Consider the following 19253-nt stretch of genomic DNA (forward strand, 5'->3'; position numbering starts at 1 on the left):
ATGACCCTGCATCTCACCCATCCCGCCGAACTCGTCGAGTCGGTCGGCCGGACCATCGGAACCACTGGCCCCTACAAGGTCCTGCAAGACCAGGTGAACCTGTTCGCGGAGGCGACCGGCGACTTCCAGTGGATTCACACCGATCCGGATCGCGCCGCCGACGGACCCTTCGGCGGCACCGTCGCACACGGCTATCTGACGCTGTCGCTGGCGCCGAGCATCCTCGCGGAGGCACTCACCGTCGACGGCGTCGACGCCGCCCTCAACTACGGACTGAACAAGGTCCGGTTCCCGGCGCCGCTTCCGGTCGGATCCGTCCTGCGCGCCACCGTGGCTCTCACCGCAGCCGAACAGAAGCCGGCCGGCGTCGAAGCAGTGTTCCGGCTGACCTACGAGATCGACGGCGGAACCCGTCCGGTGTGCGTCGCCGACGTCGTGGTGCTCTACACGTGACGGTGACCGAACTGTTCGGCGGCCGCGACCGGTTCGAGGACAGGGTCGTTCCGGTGTGCGGGCTGCGGATCCGAGTGCGGATCCGCACCGGCACCGGGGTGCCCCTGGTGCTGTGCAACGGCATCGGGGCCGGCCTGGAAGTGCTCGAACCGCTGGTCGCCGCACTGGATCCGGCCGCGACGATCATCAGCTTCGACGTCCCGGGCACCGGAGGTTCGCCTGCCTCCCCGGTTCCGTACGCAATCCCGGCCCTCGCCTACGGGCTGAGCCGGTTGCTCGACGAGATCGGGGTCGGCACCGTCGATGTCCTCGGGTTGTCGTGGGGCGGAGCGCTGGCCCAGCAGTTCGCCCTGCAGCACCCGCGGCGCTGCCGTCGTCTCGTCCTCGTCGCCACCGGCACCGGCGCCCTCATGATTCCGGGTCATCCGCGCGTGCTCTCGAAGATGCTGACCCCGAAGCGGTTCACCGATCCCGCCTACGCGTCGGCCGTCGCCGGCGACCTGTACGGCGGCGCCGCCCGCCGCGCCGGCGGCGACGGTGACGTGGCGCGGATCTTCGGGAAGCAGCGGCAGGCCGGCTCCCGGGTCGGCTATCTCCACCAACTCCTCGCGGGCGCCCTGTGGACGAGCCTTCCCGTCCTGCCGCTGATCCGGCAGCCCACGCTCGTCGTGGCGGGCACCGACGACCCGATCATTCCCGTCCTGAACGCGCGCATCATGAACGCACTGCTGCCACACGCGACGTTGCACATCCACGCCGGCGGGCACATCGACATCGTCACCGACGCATCCGGACTCGCACCGGTCGTCGCCGGGTTCCTCGCACACCCGGAAACGGGTGAATCCACGTAGGACACCCCCTGCACGTGGGAGACTCGGGTCTGGGAATCACCGCTCGGCGCGACACCGCAGTGGCCGGTCGGCACAGGAGGCGCCCGTGTCCGAAGACCGAACCAACAGCTCGGGTACCAACCTGGAGGGGTCGCAGCGGCTGCTCGCCCTGCTGCTGGCGATGGCGATGTTCGTGCTCGTCGTCGACACCTCACTGATGAACGTGTCGATCTCAGCCGTGGTCCGCGACCTCGACACGACCGTCAGCGGCGTCCAGGCGGCGATCGCACTCGAGGCACTGGTGTCGGCCGCGTTCATCCTGATCGGCGGCAAGGTCGGCGACCTGATCGGACGCAAACGGGCGTACGTGATCGGTCTGCTCGGGTATGCCGTGGGCGCATCCGCGATGGCGCTCGCGCAGAGCCTGACCGCGATCATCGTGTTCTGGGCGATCCTCGGCGGAATCGGTGCGTCACTGCTGTTGCCCGCCATGCAGTCCCTGATCCACGGCAACTTCGAAGGTGCTGCGCAGAAGAAGGTCTACGCGCTGGTCGGCGCGGCGGCGGCGATCGCCGCCGCAGTCGGACCGCTCCTCGGAGGTTTCATCACCACCTTCCTGTCGTGGCGCGTCGCATTCGTGCTCGAGGTCGTCATCATCGCGATCGTGCTGTCCGGGATCCGACTCGTCCGCGACGTGCCGTACACCGGGCCCCGGGGAATCGACCCGGTGGGTGCGGGCCTCTCCGTCCTCGGGATGGGCGGCATCGTGCTGGGAATCCTCGTGTGGCAGGAAGGCGGCGAAGCGGTGGCCGCCCTGCTGGTCGTGGGTGCGCTGGCGCTGGCCGGACTGGGGTACTGGCTCGTCCGCCGGAAGCGTCGCGGGGAACCGCCGCTGCTGGACCCCGATCTGTTCCGCTCCACAGTGTTCCGACTGGGAATCTCACAGCAGATGCTCCAGCAGATAGCGTTGGGCGGCACGATGATCGCCCTTCCGATCTACCTCCAGATGGTGCTCGAGTACAACGCGATGCAGGCGGGACTGTCACTCGCCCCCCTCTCGCTCAGCATGTTCGGCGTGGCGCTGCTGGCGGGCAAGAAGGCGGGAGATCGCAGTCCGAGCAGCATCATCCGCTGGGGATTCGTCCTCGTCACGATCGGCGTCGCAATACTGATCCCGATCGTGCCGCGGGCCGAGTTCGGCTGGGCATTGCTGCTCCCGCTGGCAATCGCGGGCTCGGGGCTGGGTTTGCTGGTATCCCAACTCAACAACTACACGCTCGCCCCGATCTCGGAGGAGCACGTCAGCGAGGCGGCAGGCGCGAACTCCGCAGCGGGATCGTTCGGGCTGTCGTTCGGACTGGCGTTCGCCGGCGCCATCATGCTGGCGACACTGTCCATCACGTTCACCGCCATGGCGCAATCGAGCACCGTCCTCCCGCCGGCCGACCAGCAGCACGTGGCGCAGGTACTCGAGGACGACGCCGAGGTCATGAGCAACACCCAACTCGAACAACTCCTCGTCGGCCAGCCACCCGAGATACGAGACGAGGTGGTCCGAATCAACACCGACGCACGGCCACTCGCCCTGCAGGTGGCGCTGCTCGTACCCCTCCTCGCCGGTCTCGCCGGACTGCTCAACTCGTTCCGCATGAGACGAGAACAGGACCCCGCGCCGCCGCAACCGTGACGACGGGTCAGCCGTCCGCCCCCATCTCGGCGAGCACGGTCCGCAATCGCTCGTTGTCCGCCGGGGTCCAGCCGTCCGGCGCCAGGATCGCGCTCCACGCATCCGCGATGTCGACGACGTAGGTATGCCCGTGCCCGTCGGGGACGCCCGTCGACACCGCCATGTCCGCCGCAACTTGGAGGAACGTCACGAACGGGAACCATTGCGTGCTGTCCAGGACGTCGTACCCGCGCTCCTCCTTCAGCCAGTCGGGCTCGCTCACCAGCAGCTCCGGCGACCACCAGACGATCGGGTCGGACGCGTGCTGCAGGTACACCATCCGTGGCTTCCCCCACGGGGTGTCGGGGCGGGGCAGATCCTCCGGCGCCCGCGCACCGAAGCGCACGGTCTCGCCCTGCTCGTAGATCGGAAGCCATTCGGGTGAGCCGGGATCCCGGTTGGTCGTCACGTCGGTCCAGATCTCGTTCGCGTTCGGCGGTCCGGTGAACAGAACGCCGTCGGAACGCGCCTCGACGTCGTCGACGCTGCCGAACGCGCTCTCGCCGCCGAAGGAGCCCAGGCTCTCCCCCATCACGACGAGTTTCGGACGGGTCTCCGGTGGCAACTGCTTCCACTTGTCGTACACCGCGTCGAATTGCGCCTCCCCCGCCTGGCGGGCCCGCTCCTTGTCCACGAGGAACGACAGCCAGCTGGGGAGATACGAGTACTGCAACCCGACGATCGCGGTGTCGCCGTTGTACATGTACTCGAGTGAGGAGGCGAGGCTCTCGTTGATCCATCCGGTGCCGGTGGTTGTCGCCACGCCGATCACCGCGCGATCGAACCCGCCGGCCCGTTCGAGTTCGTCCGCTGCCAGTTGGGCGCTCTCCCGGATCGAATCGCCACCGCTGGCGAGCCCGGCGTAGGTCCGGATCGGCTCCAGTGCGGGCCGTCCACCGTTGAAGGCGGACAGTTCCTCGACGGTCGGGCCACGCGAGATGAACGACCGACCCTGCCTTCCCAGCGAATCCCACGTGACCAGCGATTCCGGTCCGCCCGAACGCAGCGTCGTCGTCGGCGGTTCGTCACCGGCCTTGGTCTCCTGGTTCACCGCGGCGAACGAATTGTTCAGACCGGTCATGATCACGCGGACCGCCACCCCGTTGAGGAGTGCGAACAACAGCGCTATCGCCAGCACGCCGATCACGGTCGCCGAGATCCGTCGCGGCACGACACGGCTGATCTTGCGTTCGACCCACCGCACCGCCCGCAGCAGCAACCGGGAGATCGCAACCAGCAGCACGAAAATCAATACCGCCACGATCACCGTCACGACGTAGCCCGTCCACGGGAACGATGCGGCGCTCATGAGTGCCCGAAGCTGATCCTGCCAATTCGCGAACCACACCAGCATCGCCGCGGTGCCGACGAGCCCGATCACCAACGCCCCCCGCCGAACCCAGGTCTTCACGCGCGCCGACGGCTCCCGCCGCACGAGATGACGAACCAGAACGGAACCCAGAAATCCGAGGGCGTAGCCGACCGCCGCCGAAACACCGGTGACCAATCCCTGGAAGAACGGACCCCGCGGCAGCAACGTCGGCGTCAACGACAGCCACACGAACAGCACGGCAACGACCAGTCCCCCGAACGCATACCGGTCCGGCAGCCAGCGACGGTACTGCTGGGGCGGTCGTGACGATCCGGATTCGTCGGTCATCTCATCCTCTCCGTGACGGGGCGGACGCGACGATTCCCTCGTGCCGCGTTGGGAACAACGACCTAAATGCTCTCCTCGTAGCCCGGATGCCACGTCGCCACGGCCCAGATCACGAACACGTCGAGCAGAATGATGACGATCGACCACAACGGGTAGTGGGGCAGCCACAGGAAATTAGCGAGTATCGACAACGCGCAGATCACCATTGCGCCGACACGGGCCCACGTCGCACCGGTGAACAGCATGACGCCGACGAGCGCGACGATCACGCCGAGCACGAGGTGGATCCACCCCCACGCCGTCGTGTCGAACTGGTAGACGTATTCCGGCCCGGCCACGACCAGGTCGTCCTTCATCAGCGCCGAGATACCCGAGAGCACATGCAGTATTCCGATAGTGAGCAAAACTATCGCTGCCACCATGGACGTGGCGGCGGCGACCCCCTGCTTGGCCAACGATTGATCGGACATGACGATCCCCTTCCCCGGATATGCGGTGGGATGCAGACATTGTCTGCCGCCGCGTCGCGCAAGGTCAACATACGCCCGGTACCGGAATCTCGCTGACAGCAGCAATCCGACGGGGGATACTCGTTATACCAGTTCATTTCGTACGTTGACGAAAGAGGAACGGTCATGTCCGAGGAATCACTGGTCAAAAAAGGTGTGGCAAAGGGAACCTCGATGGGCGGGGCGGTTCTCCTCGTCACCGTCGGCGCGCTCGAATTCCTCCAAGGTATCTCCGCAATCGCCAAGGACGACGTCATCGTCGTCGGCGTCGAGTACACCTACAAATTCGACGTCACCGCGTGGGGATGGTTCCATCTCGTACTCGGCGTGATCGTGGCCGCCGTCGGCATCGCGTTGTTCACCGGAGCGACCTGGGCCCGCGTCGGAGCCATGGTGCTCTGCGCCGTCTCGATCTTCGTCAACTTCCTCTGGCTGCCGTACTACCCCCTGTGGGCGATCACGATCATCGCGTTGAATGCGGTAGTGATCTGGGCGGTTGCCACCTGGAACCCAGACGAGGCCTGACCGACCATGAACGAGGCCTCGAGCGCGGACGCGCTCGGCAAGGACGAACGCGCCGAACTACTCCGGTTGCGCGACGAAGTCACCACACTGCGAGCCCAGGCGGCAGGTGAAGCTGCCGGTGTTCCCGCCGAACCGGTTTCCCGCCCACCCCACAACGGGCTGCGCTGGACCGCGGTGACGATCCTGCTCGTGCTGGTCGCCGTCCTCGCGGTCGCGTCGGTCACCGCCCGCTTCACCCGCAGCCAGATCCTCGACACCGACCGCTACGTGAGCACGGTCGCGCCGCTGGGCTCGAATCCCGCACTGCAGGCTGACATCACCAACCAGATCACCGACGAGATCTTCGCGCGCGTCGACGTCGAGGGTCTCACCACCGAAGCCCTCACCGCGCTGACCGACATGACGAATCTCGCCGCGAACGCGCCGCGCCTCGACAAGGCGGTCGTCGGCCTCGCACCGGTGCTCACCAGCCAGGCCAAGAACTTCGTCCACGACACCGTCAGCTCGCTCGTGCGATCCCAGCAGTTCGAAGACCTGTGGATCCAGGCGAACCGGGCCGCACACAACGCACTCGTGGCAGTGATGACCGGAAACTACGGCCTCAGCTCCGTGGAGGTCGACCAGAGTGGCACCGTCAGCATCTCCCTCGGCACCGTCATCGACCGCGTGAAATCGGAACTCGCCGGCCGCGGCTTCGCGTTCGCCGACAAGATCCCGTCGGTGGACAAGCAATTCGTGCTCTTCCAATCTCCCGAACTCGTGAAGGCGCAGCGCGCCGTCCGCGCACTCGACAAGGCGTCGGCCATCCTGCCGTGGCTGGGCATCGCCTGTGCCGCCGCTGCCGTGGCCGTCGCACCCACCGGCAGGAGGCTCCGTGCTCTCGCCCTTGCGGGACTCGCGATCGCTCTCGGAATGCTCGCTCTCGCAATCGGCATTCTCATCGGACGGGCCATCTATCTCGACAGCGTCCCACCTGACATCCTGTCGCCCGATGCGGCGACGGCCGTCATCGACACGGTCCTCGTCCCGCTGCGGACGAGCCTGCGCGCGGTCGCGGTACTGGGCCTGGTGATCGCACTCGGCGCCTACCTCATCGGTGGCTCGTCCTCGGCGACCGCCGTGCGTCGCGGCTACGGGCAGGCACTCGACTTCGTTCGGCGGTCCGGCAGCGGCCGGCCACCGAACGAGGTGGAGCGGTGGGCCTACCAGCTCCGCATTCCGTTGCGCTGCGCGGTGATCGGTATCGCCGCAGTACTGCTGATGTTCTGGCGCTACCCCACCGGACTGGTCGTGCTGTGGATCGTCATCATCGGCCTGCTGGCACTCGTGGCGATCGAGTTGCTCATCCGTCCGGCCCGCACCTCCGCCGCGGCGATGGACGCTATGCCAGCGTCTTCGCCTTGATCGACTGAGTGACGTCGGCACTCGGCGAACGCGGCCAAACCGAACGCGCGCCACACCTCGAAACCGTCGATTGCGAGATATCGGAATGCTCGGCCATCGAGCGTGTGGACCAGTGTGTGGCGTTCTTCGGTGTCGTTTCGAGGGTCGAGGTAATCAGATCCTTGATCTTGTCGTCGTCGATCGTCCTCGGTTCAACCCCAGCCTCTGCGCCACTTCGGTATTCGATCCACCATCGGCAGCAGCAAGGATGATGCGCGACCGTACCGCCAAACCTGCAGCGGTCTTGCGTCGCCGCGCCCACAGGGACACTAGTGAAGGCGCAGCGCAGCCGCCGCGGCTTCGGGCAGCCGCGGCGACGGACGCTATGCCAGCGTCTTCGCCTTGATCGACTGGAACTCGGCCTCGGTGATCGCGCCGGAGTCGAGGAGCGCCTTGGCATCCGAGATCTGCTGAGCCGGAGACTGCCCGGCGACATCCCGAATGTAGGTGTCCTGCGCCTGCTTCACTTGCTGGGCGGCAGCCATCGACCGCTTCGCCATGCCGTCGCTGTTGACGATCAGGTAGATCAGCGCCGACAGGAACGGAACGAAGAACAGGAAGAAGATCCAGATCGCCTTCACCCACCCCGAAGTGTCGCGGTCCCGGAACAGATCGGTGATGATCGAGAACAGCACGGTCAGGTACGCCACGAAGGCGAAACAGACGAAGATGAACCAGAAAAACTCCCAGAAGCCTTCCATTTTCAGTGCTCCGTCCACTCGGTGTTGCGGTCAGGAAGCCAGGATCTTGGCCTTCTCTGCGTTGAATTCTTCCTCGGTGAGGACCCCCTGAGTGCGGAGTTCACCGAGTTGTTTCAGGGCCGCAATACGATCCGTGCCAACGGCCGGCGGTGCGGGTTGCGCCGGCGGAGGCGGCGGAGGCGGCGGAGGCGGAGGCGGAGCCTGCTGCTGCGGGGCCGGCTGGTTCCCCGCCCACCGCTGCCCTTGTCGTCGGGAGACCCGGTTGGAGACGGCGGTCGCGGTACCCGCCACGACGGCGGTCCGAGCGATCCCGCGCAGAAGTCCTGGCATGATGTGCTCCTCAGCTCTGGATTCGGCAGCCTGTCAGCTGGAGGCGTCGAGCGCGTCGAGCGCCGCCAGAATGCCTTGGACGGGGATGCGCCCGGATGCCACGAGCTGGGCCCCTTCGCGCCGCAGAGCGGAGGCGAACGGTGCGGCCCAACAATTCTCATAGACGAGAATCGCCCCGGAACACCCGGGCTCGAGCACGGCCGCGGCTTCCTCGAGGTCGGTGCGGTCGATCAGGCCCGTTGCCGCTTCGGCGAAGAGCGTCACGTCCACTCCGCCCTCGAACCCGAGGTCCTCGATCGCGATACCGGACAGCGCTCCGTCGGGTTCCTTACGGACGAAGATCAGGTCGAGTACCCGGATGATGTTCCGATCGACGAGATCGATCAGCAGTGGTAGTGCCGAACCGTCGGGTTTCCGGTCTGCGGGGAACTCCACGACGAGATAGTCGATGGGCCCGAGTACATCCAGATCGTTGTCGTTCACCGCAGGACCTCTCTTCTGAAGACAGCAGCGGCAGCCACACGGGCCTGCGCTCAGTATCCATGAGCCGGTGCGGAACCGCTAGAGTACAAAGTCACCCGACCGATTCCGTCGCTGTCGCACGGGCGGCGAGGTCGCGCCGAGCCGCCTTCTCGACGAGAAGGGGGATGAAGTCGCGAACGCGGCTCTCCGCCAGTCGTTTGTGGACGGTGCGCACGATGTGCTCGATGTCGACCGACGAGACCGACGGGTATCGAGTGATCAGGCGCTCGATGACCTTTTCGACTTGAAGCAGTTCGTCGTCCCCCGTCATCGATCAATCGTCATCCCGGCGGGCGGCTACCGTCAAGACACGAAATGAACTCTCGAACAACGCGGTTCGGTTCCGCTCCGCGCATGTGCGGGATCCTGGAATGAATCCAGTATCCGACTCCGTCCGGAAATATCGTTTCACGACTGCGGCGGGGGTGGAACGGCGGACAATGGGGGTACCGGGCCGCCGGCTCGCGGTAGAGAACTCGCGGTAGAGAAAGGGACTGTCATGTCCGAGACATCATCGGTCAAACAGGGCGTCGCGGCAGGCACCTCGATCGGGGCAGCCATCATCCTCGTCACGGTCGGCATCATCCAGTTCTTCCAAGGGGTCGCCGCGGTCGCCGAGAACGAAGTCTTCGTCGTCGGTATCGAATACGTCTACAAGCTGGACCTGACGACGTGGGGCTGGATCCACATCGTGCTGGGCATCGTGATCCTGGGGGTCGGCCTCGCGCTGTTCACCGGAGCGGGCTGGGCGCGGGTGTCGGCGATCGTGGTCGCGGCCGTGTCGATTCTCGCCAACTTCCTGTGGCTGCCGTACTACCCGTGGTGGTCGCTGCTCATCATCGCACTCGACGTCGTCGTCATCTGGGCCGTGTCGACCTGGAAGCCGGAACAGGTCTGATCACCCGGCAAAGCGGGAGAAACCGTGGGAAAGAAGAGCAAGGACAGGGCCGGGGCCGAGCTGTCCCGGCCCGACGGCGCCGAGCCGTCCGCACCGATGAAGAACAAGGAGTACCGGCGACTCCTGAAACCCCTCCATGCCGAACTCGTCGCGCTGCAGGAGTGGGTGAAGTCATCCGGCGCGAAGGTGTGCGTCGTCTTCGAGGGCCGTGACACCGCGGGCAAGGGCGGCGTCATCAAGGCGATCACCGAACGGGTGAGCCCGCGGGTGTTCCGGGTGGTCGCGCTGCCGGCCCCCACCGAGCGCGAGAAGTCGCAGATGTATGTGCAGCGGTACCTGCCGCACCTGCCCGCCGGCGGAGAGGTCGTCATCTTCGACCGAAGTTGGTACAACCGCGCGGGGGTCGAACGGGTGCTCGGCTTCTGCACCGAGGAAGAAACGGAGCACTTCCTCCAACTGATCCCGACGGTCGAACGCTCGATCGTCGACTCGGGAGTCATCCTGCTCAAGTACTGGCTGGAAGTGAGCGAGGAACAGCAGACGATGCGCCTGCAGAGCCGGATGGACGACCCCCGGAAGTACTGGAAGCTGTCGGAGCTCGACCTGAAGTCGTACAGCCGCTGGTACGACTACTCCCGCGCGCGGGACGAGATGTTCCATCTCACCGACACCGGCTGGGCGCCGTGGTACGTCGCGATCAACGACGACAAGAAACGCGGACGGCTCAACGTCATCAGCCACTTGCTGAGCCAGGTCCCGTACGAGCCGCTGGACCGCCCCGACCTCACCCTGCCGAAGCGGCAGAAGGCGGAGGGCTATCAGGAACCGGGGCAACCCCTGCACTGGATCCCCACCCCGTACTGAGGATCCGAGCCGGAAAGGACGAGCGGTCATGGTCTCGACGGAATCCGCGCAGACGCACACGGCCTGGTACGCCCAGGACGCCGATGCCGTCGTCGCCGCGACAGCATCCGATCGGCAAGCAGGCCTGACGGCCGGAGAGGTGGACGAACGGCGCCGACGGCACGGTCCCAACGAGATCGCCTCGGAGCCGGGCCCGTCCGCGTGGGCGATCGCGCTGCAACAGCTGAAGGATCTGATGAACCTGATGCTGGTCGCTGTGGCGATCGTCAGCGTCGTCATCGGCGAGGTCTCGACCGCGATCATCGTCGCGGCACTCGTCGTGCTCAACGTCGTGCTGGGCACGCGGCAGGAACTGAAGGCGCGCGCCAGTGTCGACGCGCTCGCGAAGATGCAGACACCGCAGGTGCGGGTGACCCGGGACGGGACTCTCCTGCAACTCGCCGCCACCGGCCTCGTACCGGGCGACATCGTGCAACTCGAAGCCGGCGACGTCGTCCCCGCCGACGGCCGATTGCTCACGTCGGCGACCCTCGAGACCCAGGAGGCGGCACTGACGGGTGAGAGCGCACCCGTCCCGAAGGACACCCAGACCCTCGGCGCCGCCGACGTCCCCCTCGGCGACCGCAGCAACATGGTCTTCCAGAACACGTCGGTCACCCGGGGCACCGCGACCATGGTGGTCACCGAAACCGGCATGAACACCCAGATGGGCCAGATCGCGTCGATGCTGTCGGCCGTCGCTCCGAGCAAGTCTCCGCTTCAGCGCGAACTGAATTCGCTCACCAAGGTGCTCGGCATCATCGCGTGGACGGCGGTCGCGCTCATCGTGATCCTCGGGGTGATCCGCGGACAGAGCCTGACGACGGTGCTGCTGCTGGGCATCTCCATGGGAGTGTCCGCGATCCCGACCGGCCTGCCCACGTTCGTGCAGGCGATGCTGGCCTTCGGTGCCCGTCAACTGGCCGAGGCGAAAGCCGTCGTGAAGAACCTCACCGACGTCGAGACCCTCGGCGCCACCAGCGCGATCAACTCGGACAAGACCGGCACGCTGACGATGAACCAGATGACCGTCCGGTCGCTGTACTTCCACGGCCGGTGGTACACCGTCGACGGCGAGGGATACAGCAAGACGGGCCGGATCACCCAGACCGCGGGCGAGGCCGCCCCCGACTTCACCCTGCTCGCCTACGGGCTGTGCCTCGACAGCGACGCCACCGTCTCCGACACCGGTGACGTCGTCGGCGATCCGACGGAGGCCGCGCTGGTCGTGCTCGCGGCCAAGATCGGCGTCGACGCTCCGCTCACCCGGCGCACGTATCCCCGCGTCGCGGAAGTGCCGTTCGACTCCGCGTACAAGTTCATGGCGACGTTCCACCACCTCCAGGTCGACGGCAGCACCCAGTTCGTCGAACTCGTCAAGGGCGGCCCCGACGTGGTCCTCGCCCGCTGCGCCACCGCCTTCCTGCCGGGCAGGCACGCGGTGCCACTCGACCAGGTCCGGGACGAACTGACCGCGGCAAACCGGGAGTTGTCCGAGAAGGGTCTCCGCGTGCTGGCGTTCGCCGCCCGCAGACTCGACGGGCAGGAGGACGCCGCGGCGGCCGACCCCATGTCGTTCGTCGAGGACCTCACGTTCGTCGGGATGGTCGGCATCATCGACCCGCTGCGGCCGGAGGCGATCGACGCCGTGCGCACCGCCCACGCAGCAGGTATCGAGGTCCGCATGATCACCGGCGACCACGCGATCACGGCGTCGGCGATCGGTGCCGAACTCGGCCTCGGCCCCGGCGCGATCGGCGGTCCCGAACTCCAGGCCATGACGGACGAGGACCTCACTGCGGCCCTCCCGCGCCTGCATGTGTTCGGCCGCGTGACCCCACAGGACAAGCTCCGTCTCGCCGACATCATGCAGCGGAGCGGTGCGGTGGTGGCGATGACCGGCGACGCCGTCAACGACGCCGCCGCACTGAAGAAGGCCGACATCGGCGTCGCCATGGGTTCGGGCAGCGAGGTGACGAAACAGGCGGGCAAGATGGTGCTCACCGACGACAACTTCGGAACCCTGATCACCGCGATCCGACTGGGCCGCAACATCTACGAAAAGATCGTGTCGTACATCCGGTACCAGATGTCGAAACTGTTCTCGCTGGTTCTGCTGTTCCTCGTGGCGAGTATCTTCGACATCAACGACGGGGTCGCGCTCACCCCGCTCATGGTGTTGTTCCAGCACTTCTTCATCACGCTGTTCCCCGTCGCGGTCATCATGCTCGATCCGGCGCCGCCGGACCTGATGAACAAGCCGCCCCGCGACCAGCACACGCCGATCGCCAACAAGACGGCGTTCGGGCAGTGGCTGGCGTACGGCATCCTGCAGTTCGCCGTCACCCTCGCCGCGATGCTGCTCGCACCGGGCGACATGAGCACGACCGAGGCGAGCGTTCCGATGACGACGGCATTCGTGGTGCTGTCGCTCGGGTCGATTCTCGCCGGACTCGTCATGCGGCGCGACCCGGAATCGGGCCTCACCGCACCGATCCTCGGCGCACTGAAGATCCTGTCGATCCCGGTCGTCGTCACCGTGTTCGCGGTCGAGATCGGCTTCCTCCAGGACCTCCTCATGACCACGTCGCTGACCGGTGGGCAGTGGCTCGCCTGCCTCGGGTGGTCGCTGATCATCCCGGTGGTCGTGGAGGCGGAGAAGGCTCTGCGCCGCAGGCGGCACGCGCGTCCGGTCACTCCGATCTCCGCGGCAGCCGCGGTCGACCCGCAACGTGCGCGCTGAGGCCGGCACCATGTCCTGGACAGGAGGCCTCGCGCAGTTGCCCGGGATCGTGACGGCACGGGCGTACCGCCGCGAGTGGCTCCGACCCGACATCACCGCCGGACTCGTCCTCACCGCGCTCCTCATCCCCGCCGGGATGGGATACGCGGAGGCCGCCGGGTTGCCCGCCTACGCCGGGCTGTACGCCACCATCGTCCCGCTCCTCGCGTACGCGGTGGTGGGCCCGTCGAAAATCCTTGTTCTCGGACCTGATTCGTCGCTCGCGCCGCTCATCGCCGCGGCGGTCCTGCCCCTCGCCGTCACCGACGATCCGGAGAGCGCCCTGGCTCTCGCAGGCATCCTGGGCGTCCTCATGGGCCTCATCCTCCTGGTCGGCGGGTTCCTGCATCTCGGCTTCGTGACCGAACTGCTGTCGAAGCCCATCCGGCTCGGGTACCTGAATGCGATCGCGTTGATCGTCGTGGTCGGCCAGTTACCCAAACTGCTCGGGTTCGACGTCGACGCGTCCGGACTCATCGGGGAGATCGGCGGGATCGGAAAGGCGGTGTTCGGGGGCGACATCGACCCCGTCGCCGCCGCGGTGGGTCTCGGCTCCCTCGCCGTCATCGTGGCGTTCCGCATCTGGATTCCCCGCATCCCGGGCGTTCTGGTCGCGGTGGTCGGGGCGATGATCCTGTCGGCCGCGCTCGGGCTGACCGACGACATCGGGATGGTCGGCGCCCTCCCCGCGGGCCTGCCGCTGCCGTCGTTCGGCGGCGTCGACTGGGGCGACGTGGGACAACTCGTCGGACCGGCCGCCGGAATCGCCCTGATCGCGTTCGCCGACACGGGTGTGCTCTCGCGCACGTTCGCCGCCCGGCGCGGCGAAGATGTGAACGGCAGCACCGAGATGAAGGCGGTCGGCGTCGCCAACATCGCGGGCGGGCTGTTCGGCGGCTTCCCGATCTCGGCCAGCGGGTCCCGCACGCCGGTGGCCGAACAGAGTGGCGCCAGAACGCAATTGGCGTGTGTCGTCGGCGCCGTCGCGGTGCTGATCTTCGTCCTCGTCGCCCCCGGTGTCACCGCCTACCTCCCCGACGCGACGCTGGGCGCCGTGGTGATCGTCGCGGCCACGGCGCTGGTGGACGTGGACGGCATGGTCCGCATGTGGCGGATGAGCAGCGTGGAATTCGGGCTCGCCGTCGCCGCGTTCCTCGGGGTCGCCCTGGTCGGTGTGCTGCAGGGCATCCTCGTCGCGATCGGCCTGTCGTTCGTCGCCGTGGTCGCGCAGGCCTGGCAGCCGTACCGCACCGAACTCGTCCGGACGGCGGACCGGCCGGGCTTCCACGACGTCGAGCGCCACCCCGGCGGGGACCGCATCCCCGGACTGGTGCTGGTGCGCTTCGATGCCCCCCTGTTCTTCGCGAACGGTGAGATCTTCGACGAGTACGTGCGTTCGGTGGTGGCGGAGGCGCCGACCCCGGTCGAGTGGGTCGTGATCGCCGCCGAGCCGATCACCGGACTCGACACCACCGCCGTCGACGAACTCGTCGACCTCGACACCTACCTCGAAGGCAAGGGAATCCAGCTGGCGTTCGCGGAGATGAAGGGCCCGATCAAGGATCGGCTCATCCGGTTCGGGGTGGGCGACAGGTTCGACGCCACGCACTTCTACCCGACCGTCGACTCCGCGGTGGAGGCATTCCGCGACCGGGCCGAAAGCGCCGGGGATCCGGCGGAAGACTGACTCGTTCAGACGGCCTGGCCTCGAAAGGTTCTGCGATACGCCGACGGCGGAACCCCCAGCACCGCACCCATGTGCTGCCGCAGGGAGGTGCCGGTTCCGAACCCGACCTCACGGGCGATGACGTCGACGGACAGGTCGGTGGTCTCGAGGAGTTCGCGCGCACGGTCGACCCGGCGGGTGGTCAGCCAGCGGTTCGGGGTGGTGCCGACCTCCTCGCCGAAGCGCCGGGTGAACGTGCGGACGCTCATGTTCGCGTGCGCCGCCAACCGGTTCAGCGCCAGCGGTTCGCCGAGGCGATGCAGCGCCCACTCGCGGGTCGCCGCCGTCGACTCCGACGTGGTCTCCGGGATCGGCCGCTCGATGTACTGGGCCTGCCCGCCGTCGCGCCACGGTGGGACGACGCATCGGCGCGCCACCCGGTTGGCGACGTCCGACCCGTGGTCGCGGCGCACGATGTGCAGGCAGAGGTCCAGCCCGGCGGCAACGCCCGCCGAGGTGAGGATGTGGCCCTCGTCGACGAACAGCACGTCGGGGTCGACCCGGACCTGCGGATACGTGCGCTGGAAGTGCTCGGTGTTGCGCCAGTGGGTGGTGGCGCGCAGGCCGTCGAGCAACCCCGCCGCGGCGAGAATGTACGAACCGGTGCAGATCGAGACGTACCGCGTGCCGGGCCGGACGAATGCGAGGGCCCGCTCGAGGTCGGCGGGCAGATGGCCTTCGTCGTACGCCGGGCCGAGTTCGTAGGACGCGGGGATCACGACCGTGTCGGCCTCGGCCAGCAACTCCGGGCCGTGGTCGACGGACACCGAGAAGTCGGCGTCCGAGCGGACCGGCCGTCCGTCGGCCGTGCACGTCTGCACGTCGTACAGCAGATTCCCGGCGGCGTCGTGCGCCCGTCCGAAGACCCGCGACGGGATGCCGAGTTCGAACGGGATCACACCGTCCAGGGCGAGCACGACCACACGATGACGAACGACCATGGCCAGATTCTTTCATATGTTGTCATTCCGGCAACTGTTCCGGCGCGGCGCCGTCCCGCAGACTTACCGTCGTGACGTCCGACATCGCGCCCCCGGCACCTCCTGCCCAGACGGCCCCGCCGCGCCTGCACTACGCCTGGCTCGTCGCGGCCGTCGCGTTCCTCGCCCTCGTGGGAGCCGCCAGCTTCCGGGCGGCGCCCTCGATCCTGATCGACCCCCTGCACGAGGACTTCGGCTGGTCACGGGCGAGCATCTCGTCCGCCGTGTCGATCAACCTGGTGCTCTACGGGCTGACGTCGCCATTCGCGGCGGCGCTCATGGAACGCTTCGGCATGCGCCGGGTGGTCACCGCCGCGCTGGTCCTGGTGTCCGCCGGCAGCGGACTGACCGTCTTCATGACCGCCACCTGGCAACTCGTACTGCTGTGGGGTGTGCTCGTCGGTCTCGGCACCGGCTCGATGGCGCTCGCCTTCGTCGCCACCGTCGTCGACCGCTGGTTCGTCGCCCGCCGCGGCCTCGTCACCGGCATCCTCACCGCAGGCAGCGCCGCCGGACAGCTGGTGTTCCTGCCGATCCTCGCGATGGTCGCCGAGCACTACAACTGGCAGACCGTGGCGCTGACGGTGTCGTTCGCCGCCCTCGCCGTCGTGCCGCTGGTGCTCGTGTTCCTGCGCAACCGGCCGTCGGACGTCGGGACGGTCCCGTACGGCGCCGGGCCCGACTACGTCGCGGAACCACCCGCCCCGACCGGTCGCGGCGGCGCCGCGGGCCGGGCCGTGACGGTGCTGCTGTCGGCGGCGCGGACCCGGGTGTTCTGGTTGCTGGCCGGCACGTTCGCGATCTGCGGGGCCAGCACCAACGGACTCGTCGGCACCCACTTCGTCCCGGCCGCGCACGACCACGGCATGCCGGTGACGGCGGCGGCGACCCTGCTGGCGGTGATCGGGATCTTCGACGTGATCGGCACCATCGCGTCGGGCTGGTTCACCGACCGGTTCGATTCACGCAAGCTCCTCGGCATCTACTACGTGCTGCGCGGGATCTCGCTGATGCTTTTGCCGATCCTGTTCGCGAACACCGTGCACCCGCCGATGATCGCGTTCGTCATCTTCTACGGCCTCGACTGGGTGGCGACCGTGCCCCCGACCGTCGCGCTGTGCCGCAAACACTTCGGCGGCGACGCCCCCATCGTGTTCGGCTGGGTGCTGGCGTCCCACCAGATCGGCGCCGGCCTGGTGGCGTTCCTCGCGGGACTGGTGCGCGACCAGTTCGGCGGCTACGACGCCGCGTTCTACGTCGCGGGCGGGCTGTGCGCGATCGCGGCCGTGATGTCTCTGGCCATCGTCGCGAAACCCCGCACGGTGGCGTCCGGGATCGGCTGACCTGCGCCGAAACCACTCCCCGGAACGCTCCCGGTTCCTAAGATCGGTACATGGCAGCTCAGCGCGCGTCGGACGAAGTCATTGACCGCTCCAAGATCGAGAATCGGGCTCCGTCGGTAGCCGCACTGTTCGTGGATCGGGTGGCCCACTCGCCCGGTCGCGAAGCGTTCCGATACGTCGACCCGGACGACCCGACCATGTGGGCCAGCGTCACCTGGTCCGAGGCGGGCGACCGGGTGCGCAACCTCGCGGCCGGTCTCATCGTCCTCGGCGTGCAGGCCGAACAGCGCGTCGCGCTGGCCTCCGCCACCCGCTACGAATGGGTGCTCGCCGACCTGGCCGTGATGTGCGCAGGCGCGGCCACCACCACCGTGTATCCCACCACCACGGCCGCCGACGTCGCCTACATCGTCGCCAACTCCGGCAGCCGCGTCGTCTTCGCCGAGGACGACGTGCAGCTCGCCAAGCTGCGCGAGAACCGCAGCGAACTCGGCGACGTCGAGAAGGTCGTCCTGATCGACGGCACCCCCGGAGACGACGACTGGGTCATCACGTTCGACCAGCTACACGACCTCGGCGAAGAACTGCTGGCCGAGACACCCGACGCCGTGCACGACCGGATCGAGGCGATCGATCCCGACGACCTCGCCACCCTGATCTACACGTCGGGCACCACCGGCAGGCCGAAGGGTGTGCGACTGTCGCACTCGGCGTGGACGTACGAGGCCGCAGCGATCGACGCCACCGGCATCCTCGACGCCGACGACCTGCAATACCTCTGGCTCCCGCTGTCCCACGTGTTCGGAAAGGTCCTGCTCACGCTGCCGCTGCAGATCGGTTTCGCGACGGCGGTCGACGGTCGCGTCGACAAGATCGTCGAGAACCTCGCGGTCGTCCAGCCCACATTCATGGGCGCCGCCCCCCGCATCTTCGAGAAGGCGTACGCGCGGATCGTCTCCACCGTCCGAGCGGAGGGCGGGCCGAAGGAGAAGATCTTCGACTGGGCCATCGGCGTCGGCCTGCGGGTGTCGAAGGCGAAGCAGGCCGGCAAGGGCCCGTCGCTGCTCGACTCGGTGCAGCACGCCGTCGCGGATCGGCTGGTGTACAGCACGATTCGCGAACGCTTCGGCGGACGCCTGAAGTTCTTCATCTCCGGGTCCGCGGCACTCAATCGTGATGTCGCGCAATGGTTCGACGCCGTCGGCATCGTCGTCCTCGAAGGGTACGGACTGTCCGAGACCAGCGCCGCCTCGTTCGTCAACCGCCCGTCGGCATACCAGTTCGGCACCGTCGGCTGGCCCATCCCGGGCACCGAGACCCGGATCGCCGACGACGGCGAAATCCTCATCAAGGGTCCGGGCGTCATGAGCGGGTACCACGAGAACCCCGAAGCCACAGCCGAAGCGCTCACCGACGAGGGCTGGTTCCACACCGGCGACATCGGCGAACTCGACGACAAGGGCTACCTGCGGATCACCGACCGCAAGAAGGACATGTTCAAGACGTCCAACGGCAAATACGTCGCACCGTCCGCGCTGGCGGCCACGTTCAAAGGCATCTGCCCCTACGTCGGTGAACTCATCGTCGACGGCGAAGGGAAGTCGTACTGCGTCGCCCTGATCTCCCTCGACGCCGAATCGATCGAAGAATGGGCGAAGAACAACAACCTGGGCGGCAAATCTCTCGCCGAGATCGCCAACGCCCAGGAGACCCGCAACCTGATCGGCGGCTACGTCGAGGAACTCAACGCCGGACTGAACCGGTGGGAACAGATCAAGAAGTTCCGCATCCTCGAACGGGAACTCACCGTCGAGAACGGTGAGATCACCCCGAGCATGAAACTCAAGCGCAAGGTCGTGATGACCAACTTCTCCGGCGAACTGGAAAATCTCTACACCTGAGTTGACCCTCACGCGACGTAA

At 67.2% G+C, this 19253-nt stretch carries 18 protein-coding genes and 1 pseudogene; 11 read left to right on the forward strand and 8 right to left on the reverse strand.

Going from position 1 to position 19253, the window contains the following annotated elements; translation table 11 throughout:
- The 3 genes from BLV94_RS27080 to BLV94_RS27090 all read left to right on the forward strand — a co-directional run bounded on the left by BLV94_RS27080 (position 1) and on the right by BLV94_RS27090 (position 2970).
- Positions 1-453 (forward strand): MaoC family dehydratase, encoded by a 453-nt coding sequence (locus BLV94_RS27080; protein ID WP_072943807.1) that lies wholly within the window; start codon positions 1-3, stop codon positions 451-453.
- Positions 450-1304, forward strand: coding sequence for a poly(3-hydroxyalkanoate) depolymerase (phaZ, locus tag BLV94_RS27085; protein ID WP_072943809.1), 855 nt, complete (start codon positions 450-452; stop codon positions 1302-1304). Before BLV94_RS27080 ends, phaZ begins: the two co-directional genes overlap by 4 nt.
- A gap of 85 nt (positions 1305-1389) precedes the next feature.
- The gene (locus BLV94_RS27090; protein ID WP_072943810.1) at positions 1390-2970 is read left to right on the forward strand and encodes an MFS transporter; all 1581 of its coding nucleotides are present in this window, start codon (positions 1390-1392) and stop codon (positions 2968-2970) included.
- A 7-nt stretch (positions 2971-2977) separates the two neighbouring features.
- Here BLV94_RS27090 and BLV94_RS27095 read toward each other — a convergent pair whose 3' ends face one another.
- The gene (locus BLV94_RS27095; protein ID WP_072943812.1) at positions 2978-4669 is read right to left on the reverse strand and encodes an alpha/beta hydrolase; all 1692 of its coding nucleotides are present in this window, start codon (positions 4667-4669) and stop codon (positions 2978-2980) included.
- A gap of 62 nt (positions 4670-4731) precedes the next feature.
- A complete protein-coding gene (locus BLV94_RS27100; RefSeq protein ID WP_072943814.1) occupies positions 4732-5139 on the reverse strand; it encodes a DUF7144 family membrane protein in 408 nt (135 codons plus the stop codon).
- Positions 5140-5304: 165 nt separating this feature from the next.
- On the opposite strand from BLV94_RS27100, the gene BLV94_RS27105 reads away from it, so the two are divergent.
- The gene (locus tag BLV94_RS27105) at positions 5305-5703 is read left to right on the forward strand and encodes a DUF7144 family membrane protein (RefSeq protein ID WP_072943816.1); all 399 of its coding nucleotides are present in this window, start codon (positions 5305-5307) and stop codon (positions 5701-5703) included.
- A gap of 6 nt (positions 5704-5709) precedes the next feature.
- Positions 5710-7107 (forward strand): hypothetical protein, encoded by a 1398-nt coding sequence (locus tag BLV94_RS27110; protein ID WP_072943818.1) that lies wholly within the window; start codon positions 5710-5712, stop codon positions 7105-7107.
- A 32-nt stretch (positions 7108-7139) separates the two neighbouring features.
- Here BLV94_RS27110 and BLV94_RS27115 read toward each other — a convergent pair.
- The 5 genes and pseudogenes from BLV94_RS27115 to BLV94_RS27135 form a co-directional block, all read right to left on the reverse strand.
- Positions 7140-7407: pseudogene (locus tag BLV94_RS27115) on the reverse strand (IS630 family transposase); the annotation flags it as partial.
- A 62-nt stretch (positions 7408-7469) separates the two neighbouring features.
- On the reverse strand, positions 7470-7847 hold the full coding sequence (locus tag BLV94_RS27120; protein WP_072943820.1) for an SHOCT domain-containing protein: 378 nt from the start codon (positions 7845-7847) through the stop codon (positions 7470-7472).
- Between the two features lie 30 nt (positions 7848-7877).
- Positions 7878-8177, reverse strand: coding sequence for an SHOCT domain-containing protein (locus BLV94_RS27125; protein WP_072943821.1), 300 nt, complete (start codon positions 8175-8177; stop codon positions 7878-7880).
- Between the two features lie 33 nt (positions 8178-8210).
- Entirely contained in the window at positions 8211-8660 is a 450-nt protein-coding gene (locus BLV94_RS27130) for a DUF6325 family protein (protein WP_072943823.1), read from the reverse strand.
- Positions 8661-8751: 91 nt separating this feature from the next.
- Positions 8752-8970, reverse strand: coding sequence for a three-helix bundle dimerization domain-containing protein (locus tag BLV94_RS27135; RefSeq protein WP_072943824.1), 219 nt, complete (start codon positions 8968-8970; stop codon positions 8752-8754).
- A 228-nt stretch (positions 8971-9198) separates the two neighbouring features.
- Between BLV94_RS27135 and BLV94_RS27140 the strand changes: the two genes are divergently transcribed.
- The 4 genes from BLV94_RS27140 to BLV94_RS27155 are packed head-to-tail and all read left to right on the forward strand — an operon-like array spanning position 9199 to position 14969.
- Positions 9199-9597 carry a DUF7144 family membrane protein gene (locus BLV94_RS27140; protein WP_072943825.1) on the forward strand — a complete coding sequence of 133 codons (399 nt, stop codon included), beginning with the start codon at positions 9199-9201 and terminating at the stop codon, positions 9595-9597.
- A gap of 24 nt (positions 9598-9621) precedes the next feature.
- On the forward strand, positions 9622-10461 hold the full coding sequence (ppk2, locus tag BLV94_RS27145; RefSeq protein ID WP_072943826.1) for a polyphosphate kinase 2: 840 nt from the start codon (positions 9622-9624) through the stop codon (positions 10459-10461).
- 28 nt (positions 10462-10489) lie between these two features.
- On the forward strand, positions 10490-13243 hold the full coding sequence (locus BLV94_RS27150) for a cation-translocating P-type ATPase (protein ID WP_072943827.1): 2754 nt from the start codon (positions 10490-10492) through the stop codon (positions 13241-13243).
- A gap of 10 nt (positions 13244-13253) precedes the next feature.
- Entirely contained in the window at positions 13254-14969 is a 1716-nt protein-coding gene (locus tag BLV94_RS27155; protein WP_072943859.1) for a SulP family inorganic anion transporter, read from the forward strand.
- Between the two features lie 5 nt (positions 14970-14974).
- Here the strand turns inward: BLV94_RS27155 and BLV94_RS27160 are convergent, their stop codons facing one another.
- Positions 14975-15949: a GlxA family transcriptional regulator gene (locus BLV94_RS27160; protein WP_072943828.1), complete on the reverse strand. Its 975-nt coding sequence runs from the start codon at positions 15947-15949 to the stop codon at positions 14975-14977.
- Positions 15950-16020: 71 nt separating this feature from the next.
- On the opposite strand from BLV94_RS27160, the gene BLV94_RS27165 reads away from it, so the two are divergent.
- Positions 16021-17331 carry an MFS transporter gene (locus BLV94_RS27165; RefSeq protein ID WP_072943829.1) on the forward strand — a complete coding sequence of 437 codons (1311 nt, stop codon included), beginning with the start codon at positions 16021-16023 and terminating at the stop codon, positions 17329-17331.
- A 50-nt stretch (positions 17332-17381) separates the two neighbouring features.
- The gene (locus BLV94_RS27170) at positions 17382-19232 is read left to right on the forward strand and encodes an AMP-dependent synthetase/ligase (protein WP_072943830.1); all 1851 of its coding nucleotides are present in this window, start codon (positions 17382-17384) and stop codon (positions 19230-19232) included.
- Positions 19233-19253 lie beyond the last annotated feature (21 nt).

Source organism: Rhodococcus koreensis, assembly GCF_900105905.1.
Lineage (GTDB): Bacteria > Actinomycetota > Actinomycetes > Mycobacteriales > Mycobacteriaceae > Rhodococcus_F > Rhodococcus_F koreensis.

Bases quoted from the DNA above. Each gene is read 5' to 3' on its own strand.
- BLV94_RS27080 (WP_072943807.1), top strand. From the start codon at position 1: ATGACCCTGCATCTCACCCATCCCGCCGAACTCGTCGAGTCGGTCGGC.
- BLV94_RS27095 (WP_072943812.1), bottom strand. From the start codon at position 4,669: ATGACCGACGAATCCGGATCGTCACGACCGCCCCAGCAGTACCGTCGC.
- BLV94_RS27100 (WP_072943814.1), bottom strand. From the start codon at position 5,139: ATGTCCGATCAATCGTTGGCCAAGCAGGGGGTCGCCGCCGCCACGTCC.
- BLV94_RS27105 (WP_072943816.1), top strand. From the start codon at position 5,305: ATGTCCGAGGAATCACTGGTCAAAAAAGGTGTGGCAAAGGGAACCTCG.
- BLV94_RS27110 (WP_072943818.1), top strand. From the start codon at position 5,710: ATGAACGAGGCCTCGAGCGCGGACGCGCTCGGCAAGGACGAACGCGCC.
- BLV94_RS27120 (WP_072943820.1), bottom strand. From the start codon at position 7,847: ATGGAAGGCTTCTGGGAGTTTTTCTGGTTCATCTTCGTCTGTTTCGCC.
- BLV94_RS27125 (WP_072943821.1), bottom strand. From the start codon at position 8,177: ATGCCAGGACTTCTGCGCGGGATCGCTCGGACCGCCGTCGTGGCGGGT.
- BLV94_RS27135 (WP_072943824.1), bottom strand. From the start codon at position 8,970: ATGACGGGGGACGACGAACTGCTTCAAGTCGAAAAGGTCATCGAGCGC.
- BLV94_RS27140 (WP_072943825.1), top strand. From the start codon at position 9,199: ATGTCCGAGACATCATCGGTCAAACAGGGCGTCGCGGCAGGCACCTCG.
- BLV94_RS27150 (WP_072943827.1), top strand. From the start codon at position 10,490: ATGGTCTCGACGGAATCCGCGCAGACGCACACGGCCTGGTACGCCCAG.
- BLV94_RS27155 (WP_072943859.1), top strand. From the start codon at position 13,254: ATGTCCTGGACAGGAGGCCTCGCGCAGTTGCCCGGGATCGTGACGGCA.
- BLV94_RS27160 (WP_072943828.1), bottom strand. From the start codon at position 15,949: ATGGTCGTTCGTCATCGTGTGGTCGTGCTCGCCCTGGACGGTGTGATC.
- BLV94_RS27170 (WP_072943830.1), top strand. From the start codon at position 17,382: ATGGCAGCTCAGCGCGCGTCGGACGAAGTCATTGACCGCTCCAAGATC.